At 73.2% G+C, this 23,149-nt stretch carries 17 protein-coding genes; 10 read left to right on the top strand and 7 right to left on the bottom strand.

All coding sequences use genetic code 11. The features are described 5' to 3' along the window. Positions 1-37: 37 nt before the first annotated feature. Positions 38-391 (bottom strand): hypothetical protein, encoded by a 354-nt coding sequence (locus DEJ50_RS19890; protein ID WP_150209305.1) that lies wholly within the window; start codon positions 389-391, stop codon positions 38-40. 84 nt (positions 392-475) lie between these two features. On the opposite strand from DEJ50_RS19890, the gene pcrA reads away from it, so the two are divergent. Continuing rightward, the gene (gene pcrA / locus DEJ50_RS19895; protein WP_150209306.1) at positions 476-2,956 is read left to right on the top strand and encodes a DNA helicase PcrA; all 2,481 of its coding nucleotides are present in this window, start codon (positions 476-478) and stop codon (positions 2,954-2,956) included. Positions 2,957-3,008: 52 nt separating this feature from the next. On the opposite strand, the gene DEJ50_RS19900 is transcribed toward pcrA, so the two are convergent. Both DEJ50_RS19900 and DEJ50_RS19905 read right to left on the bottom strand, forming a co-directional pair. Next, positions 3,009-4,499 carry a M23 family metallopeptidase gene (locus DEJ50_RS19900; protein WP_150209307.1) on the bottom strand — a complete coding sequence of 497 codons (1,491 nt, stop codon included), beginning with the start codon at positions 4,497-4,499 and terminating at the stop codon, positions 3,009-3,011. A 220-nt stretch (positions 4,500-4,719) separates the two neighbouring features. Beyond that, the gene (locus DEJ50_RS19905; RefSeq protein WP_150209308.1) at positions 4,720-5,526 is read right to left on the bottom strand and encodes an esterase/lipase family protein; all 807 of its coding nucleotides are present in this window, start codon (positions 5,524-5,526) and stop codon (positions 4,720-4,722) included. 172 nt (positions 5,527-5,698) lie between these two features. On the opposite strand from DEJ50_RS19905, the gene DEJ50_RS19910 reads away from it, so the two are divergent. Next, complete coding sequence (locus tag DEJ50_RS19910; protein WP_150209309.1) at positions 5,699-6,106, top strand: cobalamin B12-binding domain-containing protein; 408 nt, start codon at positions 5,699-5,701, stop codon at positions 6,104-6,106. Between the two features lie 51 nt (positions 6,107-6,157). Here the strand turns inward: DEJ50_RS19910 and DEJ50_RS19915 are convergent, their stop codons facing one another. Both DEJ50_RS19915 and DEJ50_RS19920 read right to left on the bottom strand, forming a co-directional pair. Then, on the bottom strand, positions 6,158-7,726 hold the full coding sequence (locus tag DEJ50_RS19915; protein ID WP_150209310.1) for a DUF5691 domain-containing protein: 1,569 nt from the start codon (positions 7,724-7,726) through the stop codon (positions 6,158-6,160). 78 nt (positions 7,727-7,804) lie between these two features. Beyond that, positions 7,805-9,166: an SWIM zinc finger family protein gene (locus tag DEJ50_RS19920; RefSeq protein ID WP_150209311.1), complete on the bottom strand. Its 1,362-nt coding sequence runs from the start codon at positions 9,164-9,166 to the stop codon at positions 7,805-7,807. A 135-nt stretch (positions 9,167-9,301) separates the two neighbouring features. Here DEJ50_RS19920 and DEJ50_RS19925 point away from each other — a divergent pair, with 135 nt between their 5' ends. The 5 genes from DEJ50_RS19925 to sucD all read left to right on the top strand — a co-directional run bounded on the left by DEJ50_RS19925 (position 9,302) and on the right by sucD (position 16,372). Then, positions 9,302-10,408: an ATP-binding protein gene (locus DEJ50_RS19925; RefSeq protein WP_150209312.1), complete on the top strand. Its 1,107-nt coding sequence runs from the start codon at positions 9,302-9,304 to the stop codon at positions 10,406-10,408. Continuing rightward, entirely contained in the window at positions 10,405-12,810 is a 2,406-nt protein-coding gene (locus DEJ50_RS19930; protein ID WP_150209313.1) for a DUF5682 family protein, read from the top strand. The genes DEJ50_RS19925 and DEJ50_RS19930 overlap by 4 nt, the downstream gene beginning before the upstream one ends. 40 nt (positions 12,811-12,850) lie before the next feature. Further along, positions 12,851-14,026 (top strand): VWA domain-containing protein, encoded by a 1,176-nt coding sequence (locus tag DEJ50_RS19935; RefSeq protein WP_150209314.1) that lies wholly within the window; start codon positions 12,851-12,853, stop codon positions 14,024-14,026. Positions 14,027-14,267: 241 nt separating this feature from the next. Then, complete coding sequence (gene sucC, locus DEJ50_RS19940; RefSeq protein ID WP_150209315.1) at positions 14,268-15,464, top strand: ADP-forming succinate--CoA ligase subunit beta; 1,197 nt, start codon at positions 14,268-14,270, stop codon at positions 15,462-15,464. 23 nt (positions 15,465-15,487) lie between these two features. Continuing rightward, complete coding sequence (gene sucD, locus DEJ50_RS19945; RefSeq protein ID WP_150209316.1) at positions 15,488-16,372, top strand: succinate--CoA ligase subunit alpha; 885 nt, start codon at positions 15,488-15,490, stop codon at positions 16,370-16,372. A gap of 70 nt (positions 16,373-16,442) precedes the next feature. Here sucD and DEJ50_RS19950 read toward each other — a convergent pair whose 3' ends face one another. Then, positions 16,443-17,885: a helix-turn-helix domain-containing protein gene (locus DEJ50_RS19950; RefSeq protein WP_150209317.1), complete on the bottom strand. Its 1,443-nt coding sequence runs from the start codon at positions 17,883-17,885 to the stop codon at positions 16,443-16,445. Between the two features lie 110 nt (positions 17,886-17,995). Between DEJ50_RS19950 and DEJ50_RS19955 the strand changes: the two genes are divergently transcribed. Next, positions 17,996-19,654, top strand: coding sequence for a DUF6350 family protein (locus DEJ50_RS19955; RefSeq protein WP_150209318.1), 1,659 nt, complete (start codon positions 17,996-17,998; stop codon positions 19,652-19,654). A gap of 443 nt (positions 19,655-20,097) precedes the next feature. Here DEJ50_RS19955 and DEJ50_RS19960 read toward each other — a convergent pair whose 3' ends face one another. Further along, positions 20,098-20,694: a hypothetical protein gene (locus DEJ50_RS19960; protein WP_150209319.1), complete on the bottom strand. Its 597-nt coding sequence runs from the start codon at positions 20,692-20,694 to the stop codon at positions 20,098-20,100. A gap of 233 nt (positions 20,695-20,927) precedes the next feature. On the opposite strand from DEJ50_RS19960, the gene purN reads away from it, so the two are divergent. Continuing rightward, positions 20,928-21,551 (top strand): phosphoribosylglycinamide formyltransferase, encoded by a 624-nt coding sequence (gene purN, locus DEJ50_RS19965; protein ID WP_150209320.1) that lies wholly within the window; start codon positions 20,928-20,930, stop codon positions 21,549-21,551. Then, positions 21,548-23,116, top strand: a complete 1,569-nt coding sequence (gene purH, locus DEJ50_RS19970) for a bifunctional phosphoribosylaminoimidazolecarboxamide formyltransferase/IMP cyclohydrolase (protein WP_150209321.1) — start codon at positions 21,548-21,550, stop codon at positions 23,114-23,116. Before purN ends, purH begins: the two co-directional genes overlap by 4 nt. Positions 23,117-23,149: the final 33 nt, after the last annotated feature.

Consider the following 23,149-nt stretch of genomic DNA (forward strand, 5'->3'; position numbering starts at 1 on the left):
AGATGGCTCGAAGTGATCGGATGTGACCGGTTGCCGGTTACTTCCAGAGGACGGCGATAAAGATGTTGAGCACGGTCAGTCCGCCGACCGCCCCGAACAGCGCCTTGTCCACCTTCTCCTCGTCCCGCTTGACGTAGACCAGCGCGAGGATGACGAACAGGACGGCCAGCTTCACGCCGATCTTGATGTGGTTGAGGCCACCGCCGTCCATCTCCCGGAAGCCGACCAGCAGCACGCCCGTGACCAGCATGGTGAGCGCCCCGTGCAGCATCGCCGGCGTGAACCGGGCGGTGCCCGCACCGATCGCCTTCATCTGGGTCAGGAAGCCGCCCAGCAGCGCGGCGATACCGATGATGTGCAGGCCGACGAAGAAGTTGATCAATATGTCCATGTTGTGAGGGTACGGGTCGCGGGTATGGCGAGATCCGGCGGGGGCGGCCCCACTGTCGGCGCGGAGCTCTAGACTCGGATGGCGATGAGCAGCCTCTTTGACGACAGTTTCCTGGCGGACCTCACCCCCTCCGAGGAGGAGCCGCCCCCGCCGCCCGAGGAGTACGCCCCGGAAGCCGGCGCGGACGACCTCTTCGGAGGGCACTTCGACGCGCCCATGACCGGGGACCGCTACTACCGGGACGGGGCCCCGAAGCCCGTCATCGACCCGGCGGCCCTGCTGGACGGGCTGAACGAACAGCAGCGCGCCGCCGTGGTGCACGCGGGCTCACCCCTGCTCATCGTGGCCGGCGCCGGTTCCGGCAAGACCCGGGTGCTCACCCACCGCATCGGGCACCTGCTGGCCGCCCGCAACGTCCACCCCGGCCAGATCCTCGCGATCACCTTCACCAACAAGGCCGCCGGTGAGATGAAGGAGCGCGTCGAAGGCCTGGTTGGCCCGCGTGCGAACGCCATGTGGGTGTCCACCTTCCACAGCGCCTGCGTCCGCATCCTGCGGCGCGAGTCCAAGCGGCTCGGCTTCACCTCCTCCTTCTCGATCTACGACGCGGCCGACTCCAAGCGCCTGATGGCCCTGGTCTGCCGCGATCTCGACCTCGACCCGAAGCGGTTCCCGCCGAAGTCCTTCAGCGCCAAGATCTCGAACCTGAAGAACGAGCTGATCGACGAGGACGCCTTCGCCGGGCAGGCCGCGGACGGGTTCGAGAAGACCCTCGCCCAGGCCTACGCCATGTACCAGGCACGGCTGCGCGAGGCCAACGCGCTCGACTTCGACGACATCATCATGACCACGGTGCACCTGCTCCAGGCCTTCCCCGATGTCGCCGAGCACTACCGGCGCCGCTTCCGGCACGTCCTGGTCGACGAGTACCAGGACACCAACCACGCCCAGTACACGCTCGTGCGCGAGCTGGTCGGGCCGGGCTACCCGGACCTGCCGCCGGCCGAGCTGTGCGTGGTGGGCGACGCCGACCAGTCGATCTACGCCTTCCGCGGCGCGACCATCCGCAACATCCTCCAGTTCGAGGAGGACTACAAGGACGCGACGACGATCCTGCTGGAGCAGAACTACCGCTCCACCCAGACGATCCTCTCCGCGGCCAATGCGGTCATCGAGCGCAACGAGAACCGCCGCGCCAAGAACCTGTGGACCGAGGCCGGCTCCGGCGCCGGGATCACCGGCTATGTCGCGGACACCGAACACGACGAGGCGCAGTTCGTCGCCGACGAGATCGACCGGCTGACGGACGCGGGCGACGCGAAGGCCGGGGACGTCGCGATCTTCTACCGGACGAACGCGCAGTCGCGTGTCTTCGAGGAGATCTTCATCCGGGTCGGCCTGCCCTACAAGGTCGTCGGCGGCGTCCGCTTCTACGAGCGCAAGGAGGTCCGGGACGTCCTGGCCTACCTCCGGGTGCTGGCCAACCCCGAGGACAACGTCCCGCTGCGCCGGATCCTCAATGTGCCCAAGCGGGGCATCGGCGAGCGCGCCGAAGCGATGATCGACGCGCTGGCGCTCCGCGAGAAGATCACCTTCCCGCAGGCGCTGCGCCGGGTGGACGAGGCGTACGGCATGGCGGCCCGCTCCACCAACGCGGTCAAGCGGTTCAACGTCCTGATGGAGGAGCTCCGTACGATCGTCGACTCCGGCGCCGGCCCGGCGGTGGTGCTGGAGGCGGTCCTGGAGCGGACCGGATACCTGGCCGAGCTGCAGGCCTCCACCGACCCGCAGGACGAGACGCGGATCGAGAACCTCCAGGAACTCGCCGCCGTGGCGCTCGAGTTCGAGCAGGCCCGCGGCGAGGACTCGGCGACCCCTGGCACGCTCGCCGAGTTCCTGGAGCAGGTCGCCCTGGTCGCCGACTCCGACCAGATCCCGGACGAGGACACGGAAGGCACCGGAGTCATCACCCTGATGACCCTGCACACCGCCAAGGGCCTGGAGTTCCCGGTGGTCTTCCTGACCGGCATGGAGGACGGGGTCTTCCCGCACATGCGGGCACTGGGCCAGACCAAGGAGCTGGAGGAGGAGCGGCGGCTCGCCTACGTCGGCATCACCCGGGCCCGCGAGCGGCTCTACCTGACCCGCTCCAGCATGCGCAGCGCCTGGGGGACCCCCTCCTACAACCCGCCCTCGCGGTTCCTGGAGGAGATCCCAGACCAGTACCTGTCATGGAAGCGGACCGGACCGGCGCAGAAGCCCGCCGGGCCGATCTCGGGCGCGCGGGGTGCGGGGAAGTCCTCGTCCTCGTTCGGGACCTCGCCGGAGGCGTTCCTGTCGTCCTCGAGGACCAAGTCGGGACCGTCCGGCTTCGCGACCCGGCGGGCCGCCGACAAGCCGGTGATCTCGCTGGCGGTGGGGGACCGGGTCACCCACGACCAGTTCGGCCTGGGCACGGTCATGGAGGTCCGGGGAGCCGGCGCGGACGCACAGGCCACCATCGACTTCGGAGACGCCAAGCCGAAGCGGCTGCTGCTGCGCTACGCACCGGTCGAGAAGCTCTGAACCGCACCCGGGACGGCCGCGGCCGTCCCGGGATTCAGTGGGGTCAGTGGGGTCAGTTCGGGTTGAGGCCGTGGCTGCGGAGCCAGGAGCTGGGGTCGATCGCCGCCCCGCCGCCGGGCCGTACCTCGAAGTGGAGGTGCGGGCCGGTGGAGTTGCCCGAGTTGCCGGAGTACGCGATGACGTCCCCGGCCTTGACCTTGCCGGACCGGATCTTGGTGCTGCTGAGGTGGCAGTACCAGGTCTCGGTGCCGTCGGGCGAGGTCACTATGGCCATATTGCCGTAGGCGCTGTTGTACTGCGTGCGCACGGTGCCGTCGGTGGCGGCCATGACCGGGGTGCCGTAGGAGACCGGGAAGTCGATGCCGGTGTGCACGGACATCCACATGCCGCCGGACTGGCCGTAGCCGGCGCTCAGGCCGTGCTGTTTGACCGGGAGCGCGAACTTGGGGCGCAGGGCCTCCTTGCGGGCCGCTTCCTCCGCCCGCTTCTTGCGCTCCTCGTCCTGGCGCACCTTCAGGTCGATGCGCTCCTGGGTGCGGCTCGCGCGGTCCGCGAAGTCACCGGCGTCGGCGCTGAGGGCGGCGAGCTGGGTGTCGAGCTTGTTGTTCGCGGCCACCGGCTTGACGGAGGACGGGTCGGGCGCGGTGGCCGTGGTGATCTGCTCGTCGGCCTTCTCCTCGCCGCCGGTGAGACCTCCCACGGAGGCGGCGGCGACACCCGCGACACCCATCACGCACACGGAGGGCACGGCCACGGTCAGCAGGGCGGAACGCTTCGCCGGGTTCCGGCGCCGACTTGCGCCGGCGGACTTGCCGGCGGCGCGGCGCGCGGAGCGCGGCACGGAGGCCGCTTCCGGGGCCGACGGCTGCTGCGGCATGGTCTGGGTCTCGGCGCCGTGCAGTGCTGCGTCGGGCGCGTCCGGTGCCTCGGCCTCTGCCTCGGCCGGTTCCGCCGGCTCCGGTGCGATGACCTCGAATACGGCGGTCGGGGTGGGGGTCGGGGCGGATGCCTCGGGGGTGGCCTCGGCCGCCGGATAACCGGCCTGCGGCTGCTGCTCGTACGCGTAGGCCTGCGGCTGCTGCTCGTACTCGTACTCCTGCTCGTACGTGTACTGCTGGGGCAGTTCCTCCTGCGCGACCGTGTTCCAGGCGGTGGCGTCGTACGCGCCGGTCTCGAGGCCGGCCGTGGTGCCGTACCCGGGCATCGCCCAGTGGCCGGTCTGCTCGGCCGTGGTGGTGTCGTAGCCGAAGGAGGTCTGCTGGTACTCGGCCGCGTACCACTGGCCGGTGGCGGTGGTGTCCTGCGGAACCGGCTGCGCGGGGATGCCCGCGGACCAGGCGGTCGTGTCGTAACTGCCGGTCGCGTCGTAGGTGGCCGTGGGCTCGTAGGACGCGGAGGCGTAGGAGGTGAATCCGCCCGTGTAGTCGTATCCCTGAGCCTGCGTTTCAAAGGAACCGTAGGGCAGGTCACCAGCGAAAGTGGTGGTGGAAAGGCCGTCATACCCAGGGTCCGGGTACTGGCCCGACGAGGGGCGGTCGTTCACCAACTTCTCTTTCGCCTCGGCAGTGGGGGCCTGGGTGGCCGGGGAAGCGGAATCCCCGGAGGAGAGCAGTGGCGTGACTGTACCCGGCGGTTCGTGGCGTCGACAATCTTCGAGGGGCTTTGACCTCTCAGGAACCGGGCATTCGGCCGTCTTTCGGTCGCACCATCACAGACCCTTGGCCTTGAGTTCGAAATCCGTTCGACTTCGGGTGGGTTCCGGTTCATGCGACGGACGCGGCTCCCGAAGCGTCTTCGGGGGCCTCCCGAACCGCCTGGACCAGGCCGTCCAGAGCACGGCGGACCGCCGCGATGACCGCCGGGTGCGCCGGCAGCGCCAGATGTCCGATCCCGGTCACCTGCACGTTCTCCACGAGAAGGTCGGGATGCTCCAGACGGGCCGCGTGGACCGGGGCCATCAGCGCGTCGAACTCGCTCCAGAACGCGACGAACCGGGTCCGGCAGCCGGGTGCCGGCGCCGCCAGCTCCGCCATCACCTCGGAGTCCGGCCGCATCTGCCGGACCACCGGGTGCGCGTCCATGAACGGGACGACGGTCGTTCCGGAATGCGGGGTGCCCAGCGTGACCAGGGTGCGCACCCGGGCGTCCCCGCCGAGGCGCTGCACGTAGTAGCGGGCGACCAGGCCGCCGAGGCTGTGCCCCACCAGGTCCAGCCGCTCCTGTCCGGTCCGCGCGCACAGCTCCTCGACCCGGCGGCCCAGCAGCCGGGCCGCCGCCCGCAGATCGCAGGTGAACGGCGAGTAGTTGTACGCCTCCACCCGGCGCCGGCCGTCCGCGCCGAGGGCGCGGCGCAGCAGCACGAAGACGGACCGGTTGTCGCCGAACCCGTGCAGCAGCAGTACGGGGGGCCGCGCATCGCAGTCCTTGCCCGGGGGAGCGGTGCGCTCCTGGGTGATCCCGGTCGGGTAGAGCACCAGGTGGCCGGCCAGCACCACCAGCTCCAGCACGACTGCGCGCAGCGCACCGGCGGACCGGGGCGCGGGCCCGGAAGGTACGAGTGACAGCCCCATCCGACGCCCTCCCCCGATGCGTCGGCAGCGCCGCCGTGCCGTGCGGCTGTCGGCACGGAGGCGCTGCACCCCGTACGGTGCTTTGCTCTGTGATTTCCCCCTCGTGGTTGACCGCGAAACGGTGTCGTGCGGGATGCTGTACTTAACGTTCGTTCACTCGGGAGGCAGTGCGATGGGTGTGACCGGTCCGATCCGTGTGGTGGTGGCCAAGCCGGGTCTCGACGGCCACGACCGCGGCGCAAAGGTGATCGCGCGTGCGCTGCGCGATGCGGGGATGGAGGTCATCTACACGGGCCTGCACCAGACTCCGGAGCAGATCGTCGACACGGCCATTCAGGAGGACGCGGACGCCATCGGGCTGTCCATCCTGTCGGGCGCGCACAACACGCTGTTCGCCAAGGTGCTGGAGCTCCTGAAGGAGCGCGATGCCGAGGACATCAAGGTGTTCGGCGGCGGCATCATCCCGGAGGCGGACATCGCTCCGCTGAAGGAGAAGGGCGTGGCGGAGATCTTCACCCCGGGCGCGACGACGACCTCGATCGTGGACTGGGTCCGCGCGAACGTCCGCTCCGCGGTCTGACCCGGAGCCGGCGGGACCCCGGGCCGGGGCGGAGCGCCCCGGTTCCCGGGCTCAGGCGGGGGCGGTCAGTTCGGTGAGCATGGCCGCCCGCATCCGCAGGGTGGCCACCAGCCGCTGGAACGCCTCCGCCCAGTACGCCTCCGCCCCGGCCGCCGCCTCCGCTTCCGCAGGCTCCGGCCGCCGCTCCGCGGCCACCGCCTCCAGCCGCCCCGCCTCCGCCGGATCCAGGCAGCGCTCCGCCAGCCCCATCACCCCGCTGAAGCTCCACGGGTAGCTGCCCGCATCCCGCGCCGCCTCCAGCGCGTCCACCACGGCCCGCCCCAGCTCCCCGGCCCAGGGAACCGCGCACACCCCGAGCAGCTGGAACGCCTCCGAGAGGCCGTGCGCCCGGATGAACTCCGCCACCCAGGCGGCCCGTTCCTCCTGGGTCAGGGTCTCCAGCAGCTTCGCCCGCTCCGCCAGCGAGGCCGTGCCCGGGCCCGCGGCCGGCGGATCGGTGGCCGCGCCCAGCAGGGCCTTGGACCACTCCGGGTTCCGCTGCCGGACCGCGGCCCGGCACCAGGCGGCATGCAGTTCCTCCGCCCAGCCCTCGGCGACCGGTACGGCCACGATCTCCGCCGGGCCCAGCCCGCCGAACCGGTCCCGCCAGCAGGCCAGCGGCGCCGCCTCCACCAGCTGGCCCAGCCACCAGGCGCGCTCCCCGCGGCCGGCCGGCGGGCGGCGGACCACCCCGTCGCGCTCCATCCCCTGATCGCACTCGGCGGGCGGGGTCACCCCCTCCGGGCCCACACAGGCCAGCGCCCGCTCCGCCATCCGCCCGGCCAGCGCGGACCCGGGCAGCGCCGACAGCAACTCCGCCGCCACCGCCCGCACATTGCGGCTCCGGTCGCCCAGCGCCCGTTCCAGGAACGGCTCGTCCTGCTGGGACAGCCCCGCCCGCAGCGAGTCCAGGAACATCAGCCGGTCCTCGGCCCGCTCGGTGGCCCAGGTGGTCGAGAGCAGCGCCAGGGCCGCCGCCGGCTGCGCCGCCCGTACGGCACCCAGCAGGGCCACCCGCTCCGCGAACAGCCCCTCCTCCCACAGCCGGGCCACCCCCTCCCGGTCCCCGGGGTCCGGGAGTTCCGCTCCGCCCGCCCCGCTGCGCAGGGCGAACCGCCAGTCCGGGTTCAGCCGGGCCAGCCAGTGCCCCCGGGGGCCGGCCAGGGCCAGCGCCTGGGGCCGCAGGTCGGTCCGCGCCCGGGCCGCGTCCAGCAGGGCCGGCAGCTGAGCGGCCGGCGCCCGGTACCCGTGCCGGGCGGCGGCGGCCAGCCACTGCGGGAGCAGCTCGGTCAGGTCCGGCGCCGAGCCCCGCCGGCCGCCCCCGGCCCCCGCCCGGCCGGCGAGCAGCTGGGCCAGCCGCCGCCGGGCCGGCTCGGGCGGCTCCGGCCGCGGATCGGGTGCCGCCGGTTCCGGTCGCGGGCCGGCCTCCGCCGGCCGCAGCCCGGCCCGGCGCCGCAGCGCCTGCACCGCGGCGGCGTCCAGCAGCGCCTCGGGCGTACCGCCCTGTCTCCGGTCGGTGCCGAGCAGCGCGGTGCCGACCAGCTCCTCCCAGTCCCCGTAACCGTCCCCGTACCCGTTCACAAGTCCCTCCCCGTCCGTGTGCGGCTAATCCGCTGTATGTGTCGTATGTGTGGTGTCAGGTCGCGTGGTTGTCGTTGCTCACGACAGCGATACCGGCTCCCCCGTCCCCATATCCGTGTCCGCCTGTGTCTCCGTCTGCCAGGCCGTCAGCGGCACGAAGCCGCGATGGCCGCACTCTCCGAACACCGTCACCGGCCCGCCGCCCGACAGCGCGGCCAGCTGCCACAGACCGGCCCCGGCCCGCCCGCCGCCGGTCCGCACCGGCAGCGCGTCCTTCCCGTCCGCATCGGCCAGCTGCCAGCCCAGCTCCCCGGGTATCGGCACCACCGGTCCCAGCACCACCGGCCAGGAATCCAGCCAGGGGTCCTCCCGGAGGGCGGTGCCGTACTCCTCCAGCGCGGCGCCCGCGCTCATCCCGGCCGGCGGCCGGGAGTGCGGGGCGGGTGCCGCGAACCGGTCGCCGAGATCGGCCCGGAGGCCGGCCGAGCCCGGCCGGAACCGGGCCTCCGCCTCCAGTACCAGGCCCACCGGCAGGGCCAGTTGGGGCGGGCGGCCGGGCGGCCCGTAATCCATCACCAGGGCCTTGCGGTCGCCCTCCAGGCCCTGGAGCCAGATCCGCCGGGTGGTCAGCCGGCCGTCCGCGGAGACCGAGTCGTACTGCGCGAGGACCAGCCAGCGGTCCCGCACCGCAGCCGCCCCCTCCGCGGCTGCGGGCAGTCCCACTCTGGTCCGCACGGTGGCGGCCAGCGGCTCCGGCAGCCCGGCCGCCCCCAGCCAGGCCCGGTCCAGCAGGTGCAGCAGCGCGCACTCCTCCAGCATCCGGCCCGGCCAGCCCGCGCCGGAGCTGGGGATCGTCCCCAACTCCCGGACCCGGGCGGCCAGTCCGGGCGCCTGGGCGTCGACCATCCGGGCCGCCGTCTCCTCCCACACGCCGTATCCCGCCTGCTCCTGTCCGGCCAGTCCGGCGCGCAGCAGATCGGCGAGCCGCCGCTCCAGTTCGGTGACCCCCGCCCCGATCCGGCCGGCCCGCCGCTCGGCGCGCCTGCGCGCGGCCTCCGCGTCCGCCGGTGCGGCCGGTGCGGACCGGGCGGCGGCCTTCTCCGCCCGCTTGGCCAGCCATTCCGCGGCCCAGTCCGGGGCCTCGGCGGGCTCGCCCAGCCCCTCCGCCGCCCAGAGCAGCAGCAGTCCCAGCGCGTGCTTGCACGGGAACTTCCGGCTCGGGCAGGAGCAGGTGTACGCCGGCCCGGTCAGGTCCACGACCGTGCGGTACGGCTTGCTGCCGCTGCCCTTGCACCACCCCCACACCGCACCGGAAGCGGAACCTCCGGTCTGCGACCACGGACCCGCTCCGCCGAGCTTGCCTCCCGCCTTGCGTGATGCATCGTCAGGAGCCAGAGCCAGTACCTGTTCCGCTGTCCAGCGGACCTGCTGCTCAGTCATGGAAACCACCGTAGAGATCCCCACTGACAATCGCTCTGACCTGCAACGACGTTGGGAGCGAGGGGCGTTGTCAGTGGGGTGGTGCACGGTGGTGGACAGCAGCCGGAAAGGGCTGCCGAGTCCGGAGGGGGACCCATGACCATGTCCGAGAACGGCACCGGTGCCGAGCCGCTGCGACCGCATGCCGAGGACGCCTTCGCGCACGAACTGAAAGCCCTCGCGGCGGTCGACGACCGGCCCCGCCCGACCCGCTGGAAGCTCTCCCCGTGGGCCGTCGCCACCTACCTGCTGGGCGGCACCCTGGAGGACGGCACGGTGATCACCCCGAAGTACGTGGGGCCCCGCCGGATCGTCGAGGTCGCCGTCACCACCCTCGCCACCGACCGCGCCCTGCTCCTGCTGGGCGTCCCCGGCACCGCCAAGACCTGGGTGTCCGAGCATCTCGCCGCCGCCGTCAGCGGCGACTCCACCCTGCTGGTCCAGGGCACGGCCGGCACCCCGGAGGAGGCCATCCGGTACGGCTGGAACTACGCCCGGCTGCTGGCCCACGGACCCAGCCGCGAGGCCCTCGTCCCCAGCCCGGTCATGCGGGCCATGTCCGAGGGCATGACCGCCCGGGTCGAGGAGCTCACCCGCATCCCCGCCGATGTGCAGGACACCCTCATCACCGTGCTGTCCGAGAAGACCCTCCCCATACCGGAACTGGGCGAGGAGGTGCAGGCGGTCCGCGGGTTCAACCTCATCGCCACCGCCAACGACCGCGACCGCGGGGTCAACGAGCTCTCCAGCGCCCTGCGCCGCCGCTTCAACACGGTGGTCCTGCCGCTGCCCGCGACCGCCGACGCCGAGGTCGACATCGTCGCCCGCCGGGTCGACCAGATGGGGCGCGCGCTGGACCTGCCCGCCGCCCCCGAGGGCCTGGCGGAGATCCGCCGGGTGGTCACCGTCTTCCGCGAGCTCCGCGAGGGCATCACCGACGACGGCCGGACGAAGGTCAAATCGCCCAGCGGCACCCTGTCCACCGCCGAGGCCATCTCGGTGGTCACCAACGGCCTTGCCCTGGCCGCCCACTTCGGGGACGGGGTGCTCCGCCCCTCCGACGTCGCCGCCGGCATCCTCGGCGCGGTCGTCCGCGACCCGGCTGCCGACCGGGTCGTCTGGCAGGAGTACCTGGAGGCGGTCGTCCGCGAGCGGGACGGCTGGAAGGACTTCTACCGCGCCTGCCGCGAGGTGACGGTATGACCGCCACCGCCACCGTCACCGCCGCGGGGCCTCTGCTCCTCGGGGTACGGCACCACGGGCCCGGCTCGGCCCGTGCGGTGCGGGCCGCCCTGGAGGCGGCCCGGCCGGCGGCCGTGCTGATCGAGGGCCCGCCCGAGGGCGATGCCCTGCTGCCGCTCGCCGCCGACCCCGGGATGCGCCCCCCGGTCGCCCTGCTGGCACACGCGGCCGGCGATCCGGGCCGGGCCGCCTTCTGGCCGCTGGCCGGGTTCTCCCCCGAATGGGTGGCGATCCGCTGGGCGCAGGAGGCCGGCGTACCGGTCCGGTTCATCGACCTGCCGGCCGCCCACTCGCTGGCCGCCGAAGAGCAGCCGGGCGACGAGGACGGGGGCCACGACACGGGCGGCGACCCGGGCGGCGCGGTACGGATCGATCCGCTCGCGGTGCTGGCCGGGACCGCCGGGTACGACGACCCCGAGCGCTGGTGGGAGGACGTGGTCGAGCACCGGGGTGCGGGCCCGGCCGATCCGCTGGCCCCGTTCGAGGCGCTCGGCGAGGCGATGGGCGCTCTGCGCGAGGCGTACGGGGACGGCGGCCATGCCCGTGACCTGGTGCGCGAGGCGTACATGCGGCAGAAGATGCGGGCCGCGAAGCGGGAGTTCGGCGCGGGTTACGCGGTGGTGTGCGGGGCCTGGCACGTCCCGGCGCTGCGCGCGAAGACCACCGCGGCGGCCGACAAGGCGCTGCTGGCCCGACTGCCCAAGGTGAAGGTGGAGACCGCCTGGGTGCCCTGGACGCACCGCCGGCTCGCCCGGGCCGGCGGGTACGGGGCGGGCATCACGTCCCCGGGGTGGTACGGCCACCTGTTCACCGCCCCCGACCGGCCGGTCGAGCGCTGGCTGACCAAGGTCGCCGGCCTGCTGCGGGCGGAGGACCGGCAGGTCTCCTCGGCCCATGTGATCGAGGCGGTCCGGCTCGCCGAGACCCTGGCCGCGATGCGCGGCCGGCCGCTGCCCGGCCTCTCGGAGACCCTGGAGGCGGCCCGGGCGGTGATGTGCGACGGCTCGGACGTGCCGCTGGCCCTGATCGAGGACCGCCTCGTCGTCGGCGACCTGCTCGGCGAGGTCCCGGAGACGGCCCCGATGGTTCCGCTCCAGCGCGACCTCGGCCGGCTCCAGCGCTCGCTGCGGCTGAAGCCCGAGGCGGCGGACCGGGAGCTGGAGCTGGACCTGCGCAAGGACACCGACGCGGCGAAGAGCCTGCTGCTGCACCGGCTGCGGCTGCTCGGGATCGGCTGGGGCACGCCCACGGTGTCCCGGGGCGGCACCGGCACCTTCCGGGAGACCTGGCGGCTGCGCTGGGAGCCGGAGCTGTCGGTGCGGGTGGCCGAGGCCGCCGTCTGGGGCAATACGGTGCAGTCCGCCGCCACCGCCAGGGCGGAGGCGGACGCAGCCGCCGCGGCGGAGCTGGGTGAGGTCACCTCGCTGGCCGAGCGCTGCCTGCTGGCCGGGCTCTCCGAGGCGCTGCCCGCCGTACTGCGGGCCCTGGCCGACCGTGCTGCGCTGGACACCGATGTGGCCCGGCTGGCCAAGGCGCTGCCCGCGCTGGCCCGCTCCCTGCGGTACGGGGACGTCCGCGGCACCGACACCGCCGCGCTGGGCACGGTCGCGGCGGGCCTCGCCGAGCGCATCTGCGTGGCACTGCCGCCCGCCTGCGCGGCCGGACTCGATGCCGACGGTGCGGCCGAGCTGCGCGGTCATCTGGACGCGGTGCACGGGGCGATCGGCCTGCTGGGCTCCGCCCCGAATACCGCGGACACCCCGGACACCCCGGACACCCCGGATGCCCCGGCCGAAGCCGACGGCGCTGCGGGAGCCGAACCGGAACCGGGGCCGGCCGAGCCGGGGCTGGCGGAGCGCTGGGCGGCGGTGCTGCGCACGCTGGCCGTGCGGGACACCGTCCCCGGGCTGATCCGCGGCCGGGCGGCCCGGCTGCTGCTGGACGAGGGCCGGCTGGCCCCCGAGGAGACGGCCCGGCTGATGGGGCTGGCCCTGTCCCCGGCAGCGGCCCCGGTGGACGCGGCCGGCTGGATCGAGGGCTTCGCGGGCGGCGGCGCAGGCGGCGGCACCCTGCTGGTCCACGACGAGCGGCTGCTCGGCCTGATCGACACCTGGCTGACCGGTATACCGGCCGGCGCATTCACCGACGTACTGCCGTTGCTGCGCCGGACGTTCGGGGCGTACGAGACGGGCGTGCGGCGCTCTCTGGGCGAGCTGGCCCGCCGCGGACCGGGCGGCGGCACCGCCCGGTCCGGCCCGGCCGGGTCCGGCGGCTCCGTTGACGGGTTTGCCCCGGACCTGGACCAGGACCGCGCGGACGCGGTGGTCCCGCTGGTCCGGCTGCTGCTCGGCACGGCCGCCTGACCGGCACACCACACCACAACCACACGAGGGGGACGGACGGATGACGGCAATGCAGGCAGCGGCCGGTACGGATGACGAGCGGCTGCGCAGGTGGCGGCTGGTCCTCGGCGGGGGAGAGGCCGACGGGACCGGCTGCGCGCTCACCGGCCGGGACGCGGCGATGGATGCCGCGCTCGGCGCGCTCTACGGAGGCGCGGCCGGCGGCGGCCGGCGGCGCGGCGGGGAGCGGTCGGCCGGCCTCGGCGGCTCGGCGCCGTCGGTGGCCCGCTGGCTCGGCGACATCCGCCAGTACTTCCCCAGCTCGGTGGTGCAGGTGATGCAGCGCGATGCCATCGACCGGCTCGGGCTGTCCTCGCTGCTGCTGGAGCCGGAGATGCTGGAGGCCGTCGAACCGGACGTCCATCTGGTGGGAACCCTGCTCTCGCTGAACAAGGCGATGCCCGAGACGACCCGGGAGACCGCCCGCGCGGTGGTCCGCAGGGTGGTGGAGCAACTGGAGAAGAAGCTGGCCTCGCGGACCCGGGCCACCCTCACCGGAGCCCTCGACCGGTCCGCGCGGATCAGCCGCCCCCGGCACCGGGACATCGACTGGGACCGCACCATCCGGGCGAACCTGAAGAACTACCTCCCCGAGTACCGCACCGTCGTACCCGAGCGGCTGATCGGCTACGGCCGGGCGAGCCAGTCGGTGAAGAAGGAGGTCATCCTCTGCATCGACCAGTCCGGTTCGATGGCCGCCTCCGTGGTCTACGCCTCGGTCTTCGGCGCGGTGCTCGCCTCGATGCGGTCGATCGCCACCCGTCTGGTCGTGTTCGACACCTCGGTGGTCGATCTGACGGATCAGCTCGACGATCCGGTCGACGTGCTGTTCGGCACCCAGCTGGGCGGCGGCACCGACATCAACCGGGCCCTCGCCTACTGCCAGTCCAAGATCACCCGGCCGGCCGACACGGTGGTCGTCCTGATCAGCGACCTCTACGAGGGAGGCATCCGGAACGAGATGCTCAAGCGGGTGGCGGCGATGAAGGCGGCCGGAGTGCAGTTCGTCGCCCTGCTCGCGCTGTCCGACGAAGGGGCCCCTTCCTACGACCGCGAGCACGCCGCTGCCCTGGCCGCACTCGGCGCGCCCGCCTTCGCCTGCACCCCCGATCTGTTCCCGGAGGTGATGGCCGCCGCGATCGAGAAGCGACCGCTGCCCGAACCCTCGGCTTCGTGAGATCCCACGAATATCCGGTTCACACCTGAGGCGATCTGTGACAGGTATCACCGCTCCGGTGTGATCTGCGATTTAGGGACCTGTGTCCCACGGGGATAACCTGCGGGACGGACATGCCGCGTCCACGGTCACCGTGTGCGCTCCCCTTGTGACAGCGCCGTCACGTTGCCCTCGCGGCACGCCCACGCAGACAACCGCGATCACTGCGAAGCGAATCTTTAAAGACAAGGGACGGACGCGCGTGGACCTGTTCGAGTACCAGGCGAGGGACCTCTTCGCCAAGCACGGTGTACCGGTGCTGGCCGGTGAAGTCATCGACACGCCTGAGGCGGCTCGCGAGGCCACCGAGCGGCTGGGCGGCAAGTCGGTCGTCAAGGCGCAGGTGAAGGTCGGCGGCCGTGGCAAGGCCGGTGGCGTGAAGCTCGCCGCGACCCCGGACGAGGCCGTCGCCCGCGCGACGGACATCCTGGGCATGGACATCAAGGGCCACACGGTCCACAAGGTGATGATCGCGGAGACCGCTCCCGAGATCGTCGAGGAGTACTACGTCTCCTACCTGCTCGACCGCACCAACCGCACCTTCCTGGCCATGGCCTCGGTCGCGGGCGGCATGGACATCGAGCAGGTCGCCGAGGAGACCCCGGAGAAGCTCGCCAAGGTCCCGGTGAACGCCAACGAGGGCGTGACCATCGAGAAGGCCCGCGAGATCGTCGCCCTGGCGAAGTTCCCGGCCGAGGTCGCCGAGAAGGTCGCCGAGGTCCTGGTGACCCTGTGGGCCACCTTCATCGCCGAGGACGCGCTCCTCGTCGAGGTCAACCCGCTCGCGAAGGTCGCCAACGGCGATGTCATCGCGCTCGACGGCAAGGTCTCGCTCGACGAGAACGCCGAGTTCCGCCAGCCGGGCCACGAGGAGTTCGTGGACCACGCCGCCGCGAACCCGCTCGAGGCCGCCGCCAAGGAGAAGAACCTCAACTACGTCAAGCTCGACGGTGAGGTCGGCATCATCGGCAACGGCGCGGGTCTCGTCATGAGCACCCTGGACGTCGTCGCGTACGCCGGTGAGGCGTACCAGTCCGAGAATGGCGGCGGCGTCAAGCCCGCCAACTTCCTCGACATCGGCGGTGGCGCCTCCGCCGCCGTCATGGCCAACGGCCTCGAGATCATCCTCGGCGACCCGGACGTCAAGTCCGTCTTCGTCAACGTCTTCGGCGGCATCACCGCCTGTGACGAGGTCGCCAACGGCATCGTGCAGGCCCTTCAGCTCCTGAAGGACAAGGGCGAAGAGGTCACCAAGCCGCTCGTCGTCCGCCTCGACGGCAACAACGCCGAGCTGGGTCGCAAGATCCTCTCGGACGCCAACCACCCGCTGGTCCAGCGCGTGGACACCATGGACGGCGCGGCCGACAAGGCCGCCGAGCTCGCTGCGGCTGCGAAGTAAAGGGACGAGGTCACAGACTCACCATGGCTATCTTCCTCAACAAGGACAGCAAGGTCATCGTCCAGGGCATGACCGGTGCCACGGGCATGAAGCACACCAAGCTCATGCTGGCCGACGGCACCAACATCGTCGGCGGCGTGAACCCGCGCAAGGCCGGCACCAGCGTCGACTTCGACGGCACCGAGGTCCCGGTCTTCGGCTCGGTCGCCGAGGCGATGGAGAAGACGGGCGCCAACGTCTCCGTCCTCTTCGTCCCGCCGGCCTTCGCCAAGGCCGCCGTCGTCGAGGCCATCGACGCCGAGATCCCGCTGGCCGTCGTCATCACCGAGGGCATCGCGGTGCACGACTCCGCCGCCTTCTGGGCGTACGCGACCGCCAAGGGCAACAAGACCCGGATCATCGGCCCGAACTGCCCCGGCCTGATCACCCCCGGCCAGTCCAACGCCGGCATCATCCCGGGCGACATCACCAAGCCCGGCAAGATCGGTCTCGTGTCCAAGTCCGGCACGCTGACCTACCAGATGATGTACGAGCTGCGCGACATCGGCTTCACCTCCGCCGTCGGCATCGGTGGCGACCCGGTCATCGGCACCACGCACATCGACGCCCTGGAGGCCTTCGAGGCCGACCCGGAGACCGAGCTCATCGTCATGATCGGCGAGATCGGCGGCGACGCCGAGGAGCGTGCGGCGGACTTCATCGCGAAGAACGTCACCAAGCCGGTCGTCGGCTACGTCGCGGGCTTCACCGCCCCCGAGGGCAAGACGATGGGCCACGCGGGCGCGATCGTGTCCGGCTCTTCCGGCACCGCACAGGCCAAGAAGGAGGCCCTCGAGGCCGCCGGCGTGAAGGTCGGCAAGACGCCGACCGAGACCGCCAAGCTGGCCCGCGAGATCCTCAACGGCTGATCTCCGGCGCCACCGCAGCGACGGGCGTGGCCCGCACCCCTTGCCCGGGTGCGGGCCACGCCCGTTTTCGTCATTCGGACTGCGGCACCAGCCGGGCGGGACCGGTGGCCGGCTCGGAGCGGAGCTTCTCCTGGAGCAGCCGGTCCTCGTCGGTGAGCTGCTCCGGACCGTGGTACGCGGGCACCCCTGACACATTGGTGCCGGGGGCGACCGGAGGCTCGTACCGGGTCGGCGCCGTGGCGGCGGTGTAGGCGCCCGCGGTGGCGATCACCGCGGTCATGCCGACCGCCGCCCGGGTCCAGAAGCGGGCGCGGTGCTCCCCGGCCCTGCGGACCGCCGCGGGCGGGCGGACTTCGAGGCGGACCGCCGGGGTGAGGCTGCCGAGCCGGTCGTGCAGCAGGGCGGACTGCTTCTCCGGGGCCACGCCGTTCAGCTCGGGCAGCCGGGCGGCGAGGTGCCCATGGGCGTGCAGCAGCCGGCTGCCGGCGGTGGGCGTGCTGGCCTCGGTCTCGGCGGCGGTGTCGGGCAGGTCGAGCCCGACCCCGTCGTAGAGCAGGACCGTACGGCGGTGCGCGGCCGACAGGGACAGCATCGCTTCGAGCAGCGCCCGGTCGCCGAGGTCGGCCGGGGCCCGGTCGGGGTGCTTGTGGGCCCGGCGGAACCGGTGCCAGGGGGAGAGGGCGTACTCGTACACCGCCGCCCGCACCCAGCCGACAGGATCGCGGTCGGTGGCGACCTCCGGCCAGTGGGCCCAGGCCCGCTGGAAGGCCCGCTCCACGGCCTCCCGGGCGATCGCCCGGCGGCCCGTCAGCAGGTAGGACTGCCGGAGCAGGGCGGGCGCGGCTCGGGCGTAGAGCGCATCGAAGGCCTCGGCCGCGGTGGACTGCACCGGCCCGGGTTCCGGCGGGGGCCCGGCCAGGGGCTGCCCGGCCGGCCCCGCTGACAGGGGTTCACCGGCCGCCGGGCGGCGGCCCGACGGGGCGGTACCGGTGTCCGGGGCGGCGGCCGGGGCGGCGGCCGGGAGGCCCTGATGGTCCGTCGGAGGTGCTGGTGTCGTGGTGTCCGCCCGCCGGGGGCGGTCCTGCGGCTCCTGGGAGGCGGTCCGGCCCGCGGGCCCGCCCGGGGGCTTCGCCGCACGTTTGGCGGCGGCCTTCGGCCGGGTGCGGGCGGCGGCGGGGGAGCCGTGGCCGCTTCCGCCGCCCCCCTTGGCGAAGGCGCGTACGGCACCTGCCACCCGCAGGGCGGTGCCGCCCCGCCGATGCTCCTCGGCGGGCTGCTGTGCGGGGTCCGCCGGCGGCTTGGCGAGTTCGGCCAGCAGCTTGGCGTACGCCTCGCGGGTACGGCCGCGGGGTTCGGTGCGGCCCGACTCCCAGGAGCGGACGGTGGATGCGGTGACCCCGACCGCCGCCGCCACCTCATCGTGCGTCAGCTCGCGGGATTCGCGCAGTCTGCGGCGTTCCTTGGGCGGCGGCAGGGCACCCGGCTCCGCGGCCGTCTCCGCACGCTGGGTCATGCCGCACCCCGGCAGGTCTGGGCGAAAAAGTACATAACCGTATCTTGAGCGACACCACGGTCATTCGCCTGTTACCCGCCCATAGCGCGTGTCGTTGGGACCATGGCGGGGTGACCCAAGTGACCGAACGCGGGACGTCGTTGCCGACGCCCCCGCGGGCCGCGGGCCGCCGGCGCACTCCGGCGGCCGTCGCCTGCGTACTGGGCGGCGCCATGGCCGCCGGGCTGGGGCTCGGCTCCCTCGCCGTCCTCGTGATGGTGCTGTGGATCAGCTCCCCGTATCCCGACAGTGGGCCGGGCGGTGCCCTCCATGTGGCGGCCGGGCTGTGGCTGCTCGCCCATGGCACAGAGCTGATCAGGTACGACACGCTGTCCGGGGTGCCCGCCCCGGTCGGCCTGACACCCCTTCTGCTGGTGTGCCTGCCCGTGCTGTTGATCCGGCGGGCCGCCCGGCTGGCCGTGGACGACGGGGGGCTGCCCGGCAGTGCCGTGTTCTCCGCCGTGACCTGCGGATACCTCCTCGTCGGCGCGGCTGCCACGGCCTACGCGGCGGGCGGACCGCTGCCCGCCGATCCGCTGAGCGCGGCCTGGCACCTGCCGCTGGTGGCCGTGCTGGCCGCGGTGGCGGGGGTGTGGTCGGCGATGCCGTCCTGGCTGCCGTCGCTGCTACCGGGGGGCGTACGGAAGGTGTGCGAGCGCCCCCGGTACGCGCTGGCGCTGCGTGCCGGTGCCGCCGGGGCGCTCACCCTGCTGGGCGGTGGTGCACTGCTGCTCGGCGCCTCGCTGGTCTGGCACGGCCCGGCCGTGCAGCACACGTTCCTCCAGCTCACGGGGGTGTGGTCGGGGCGGTTCGCGGTGCTGCTGCTGGCGGTGGCGCTGGTGCCGAATGCGGTGGTGTGGGGTGCGGCCTACGGGCTCGGCCCCGGGTTCGCCCTCGGGGCGGGAGCCACCGCCACTCCGCTGGCCGTCACCGGAACCCCCGCACTGCCCCGCTTCCCGCTGCTGGCGGCCCTTCCCCCGGAGGGGCCGGGCTCGCCGCTGACCTGGGCGGCGGTGGGGGTGCCGGTGGCGGCGGGGCTGGTGGCCGGCTGGTTCGCGGTACGGCGGGCGCGGGACGTCTCGTACGGGGAGACGGCGCTGACGGCGGCGCTGGGCGGGCTGGTGTGCGGGGGGCTGATGGGAGTGCTGGCCTGGGCGGCTGCGGGGCCGCTGGGAACCGGGGCGCTGGCCCGGTTCGGGCCGGTGTGGTGGGAGACGGGAGGGGCGGCGGCGATGTGGACGGCGGGGGTGGCGGTGCCGGTGGCTGTGGGGGTGCAGGGGTGGCGGACGCGGCCGGTGTGGGGGACGGGCACGGAACCGCCCCCGGACCGCACCCCGGCCATGGCCCCGACTCCGGCCCCGACTCCGGCCTCGACTCCGGCCATGGCTCCGGTTTCGACTTCGGCTTCGGCTTCGGCTTCCGATTCGGGTCAGGACCCGTATCAGGCCCCGACTCGGGCTCCGGCTCCCGACCCCGACCCCGACTCCGGTACGGGGCGGGATCCGGGGCCGGTGGGTGGGGAGGAGTGGCATGTGAAGGGGGTGCGGGAGCTGCGATGGGCGGCCCTCCGCGAAACCTCGGGCACCCTGATCCCGCCGTTCCCGACGCCTGGGCCGCCGCCCGGGGCTCCTGCTGATGCTCCGGTGGAGGTTCCTGTTGCGGCGGCTCCTGAGTTGGTGCCGGGGGTGGCGGGGGCCAGGGTGGTGGCGCGGCGGGACCGGGCGACGTAGCGGGCCGGCCGCTGCGCGGGGCCATTCCCCCACCCCGCCCCTTCTCCCCCAGCTACCGCTGGGAGGTGCCCCCAGAAACCGAGGCTCCGCCCCGGCCCCCGAACGACCGCCGGCCCCGGGCCGGTATGCGGGGCTGCGCCCCGCATGCTGCCGGGCTTCGCCCGGCACGGGCTTTCCGGGGCTTCGCCCCGCAGCCTTCGGGCTGTCCGGGCTGCGCCCGACGCGCCCCGCTCCGGCCCCCGCGGGCCTGCCACCGCCCGGGGCTCAGCCCCGGCCCCGGCGGGTGTCCGGCCTGGGGCCGGCTCCCGGGGCTGCGCCCCGCATGCTGCCGGGCTTCGCCCGGCACGGGCTTCCGGGGCTCCGGCCCGCAGCCTTCGGGCTGCCCGGGCTGCGCCCGACGCGCCCCGGCCCGGGCCCCGCGGGCCCGGCGGGTCAGCCCGGTGTCAGGACTGGATGCCCAGGATGCCGCGCAAAGGCTTCGGGAGTTCGTTGTTGCACTTCAGTTCTGCCGTCTGCGTCAAGGCGTCCTCGCGGCATACGTAGAAGTCCTTGTACACGATCTGCAGCGTGTACGAACCCACCGCGAACAGGATCGCCAGCGACGCCGTCACCAGGCCGCTCACCGCCGCCGTGCGCTGCGGGCGCGCGTAGGGGGCCGGGAGGGGGGAAGGGGAAGGGGTTTCGGTCGTGGGTGGCTTGGGGGTGCCGCGGAGGGCGGTGATGCCCCAGTACAGCGCCAGCGCCCCGAGCAGCAGGCCCATCGAGGGGATCCCGAACAGGCCGAAGAAGAAGCCCCACATGCCCGCGAGCAGCGCGTACCGGGCCCGGCGCTGGACCGGGTCGGTGGGGTCCCAGCGGGCCGGGCCGCCGCCGTTCGTGTTGCCGGGGCCGCCGGACGGCTCCTCGTTCCGCCGGTGCTCGTCCGCACCGTTGCGCGGCTGCCACGGCTGGTCGGGGCGTCCCTCCGGGGGAGCCGCGAACGGGTTGTCGTCGCCGTTCGGCGCGGACGGCGGGGTGGAGGACTGGCGGCTGTCCGGCATCGGGTGCGTTTCTTCCCCTGTGGTTTGGAAGGTGGGCTGTGGGCAGTGGGCTGCGCTGTGCTGGTGTGCTTGGTATGCCAGACGCTACCCCGCTGGCAGGGGACCGTCCCTCGGGGGCCGTCCGGTGTGCCGGTATCGTTGCAGGCGGTCGGTGGCTTCGTAGGGTCCCCCGTAAATCAGGGTCCCGGAGTTTCGTACGATCGCATAAGACGCACCCGCGAGAAAGGGCCCCCATGGCCGTCTCCCGCCTGGTCGTGCTGGTCTCCGGTTCCGGCACCAACCTCCAGGCCCTGCTTGATGCCATCGATGCCGATCCCGGGGGACCCGAAGGGTTCGGCGCGCGCGTCGTGGCCGTGGGAGCGGACCGGGACGGCATCGCCGGGCTGGAGCGGGCCGAGAAGGCCGGGATTCCGACCTTCGTGTGCCCGGTGAAGGCGTACCCCACCCGCGAGGACTGGGACCGCGCGCTCACCGAGGCCACCGCCGCCCACGAGCCGGACCTCATCGTGTCCGCCGGGTTCATGAAGATCGTGGGCAAGGAGTTCATCGGCCGGTACGAGGGGCGGATCGTCAACACCCACCCCGCCCTGCTCCCCGCCTTCCCCGGCGCACACGGGGTCCGGGACGCGCTCGCCTACGGCGCGAAGGTCACCGGGTGCACCGTCCACTTCGTGGATGCCGGCGTGGACACCGGTCCGGTCATCGCCCAGGGTGTGGTCGAGATCCGGGACGAGGACGACGAAGCCGCTCTCCATGAGCGCATCAAGGAAGTCGAGCGCAGGCTGCTCGTCGATGTCGTGGGGCGACTGGCCCGGCACGGCTACCGCATTGAGGGACGAAAGGTAACGATCCAGTGACCACGACGCAGCGGGCGATCCGCCGGGCGCTGATCAGCGTGTACGACAAGACCGGGCTGGAGGAGCTCGCCCGCGGGCTGCACGCGGCGGGCGTCGCGCTGGTCTCCACCGGGTCGACCGCCTCGAAGATCGCAGCCGCCGGGGTGCCCGTCACCAAGGTCGAGGAGCTCACCGGCTTCCCCGAGTGCCTGGACGGCCGGGTCAAGACCCTGCACCCGCGCGTGCACGCCGGCATCCTCGCCGACCTGCGCCTGGAGAGCCACCGCGAGCAGCTCGCCGAGCTCGGCGTCGAGCCCTTCGACCTCGTCGTGGTCAACCTGTACCCGTTCCGGGAGACGGTCGCCTCCGGTGCCACCCCCGACGAGTGCGTCGAGCAGATCGACATCGGCGGCCCGTCCATGGTCCGCGCCGCGGCGAAGAACCACCCGTCGGTGGCCGTGGTCACCAGCCCGGCCCGTTACGCCGATGTCCTCGCCGCTGCCCAGGGCGGCGGCTTCGACCTGGGCGCCCGCAAGCGGCTCGCCGCCGAGGCCTTCCAGCACACCGCCGCGTACGACGTGGCCGTCGCGTCCTGGTTCACCAACGCGTACGCGCCGGAGGCGGAGGCCGCGGAGGGCGCGCTGCCCGAGTTCCTCGCCGGAGCCTGGGAGCGGAAGGCCGGCCTGCGGTACGGGGAGAACCCGCACCAGGCCGCCGCGCTCTACACCGACGGACAGCCGGGCGGACTCGCCAACGCCGAGCAGCTGCACGGCAAGGAGATGTCCTTCAACAACTACGTGGACACCGAGGCCGCCCGCCGGGCCGCCTACGACCACGACGAGCCCTGCGTCGCGATCATCAAGCACGCCAACCCGTGCGGGATCGCGGTGGGCGCGGACGTCGCCGAGGCGCACCGCAAGGCGCACGCCTGCGACCCGCTGTCCGCCTTCGGTGGCGTGATCGCGGTCAACCGGCCGGTGACGGTCGAACTCGCCGAGCAGGTGGCGGAGATCTTCACCGAGGTCATCGCGGCCCCCGGGTACGAGGACGGGGCGGTGGAGATCCTCGCCCGGAAGAAGAACATCCGGGTGCTGAAGGTGGACGGTACGCCGCACCAGCCCGGTGACCTGAAGCCGATCAGCGGCGGGGTGCTGCTCCAGCAGTCCGACCTGCTGCAGGCCGAGGGCGACGACCCGGCGAACTGGACGCTGGCGACGGGCGAGGCCCTGTCCGAGGGCGAGTTGGCCGAGCTCGCCTTCGCCTGGAAGGCCTGCCGGGCCGTCAAGTCGAATGCGATCCTGCTGGCGAAGGACGGCGGCTCGGTCGGCGTCGGCATGGGCCAGGTGAACCGGGTCGACTCGGCGAAGCTGGCGGTCGAGCGGGCGGGCGCCGAGCGCGCCCGGGGCTCGTACGCCGCCTCCGACGCGTTCTTCCCGTTCCCGGACGGCCTGGAGATCCTCACGGCCGCCGGCATCAAGGCCGTCGTCCAGCCGGGCGGTTCGATGCGGGACGAGCAGGTCGTGGAGGCCGCCAAGGCGGCCGGCGTGACCATGTACTTCACCGGGACCCGGCACTTCTTCCACTGAGGTTTCTCGTTGTACGGCGAAGGCCGCGCCCTG

The organism is Streptomyces venezuelae (assembly GCF_008642295.1).
GTDB classification, from domain to species: Bacteria; Actinomycetota; Actinomycetes; order Streptomycetales; family Streptomycetaceae; genus Streptomyces; species Streptomyces venezuelae_C.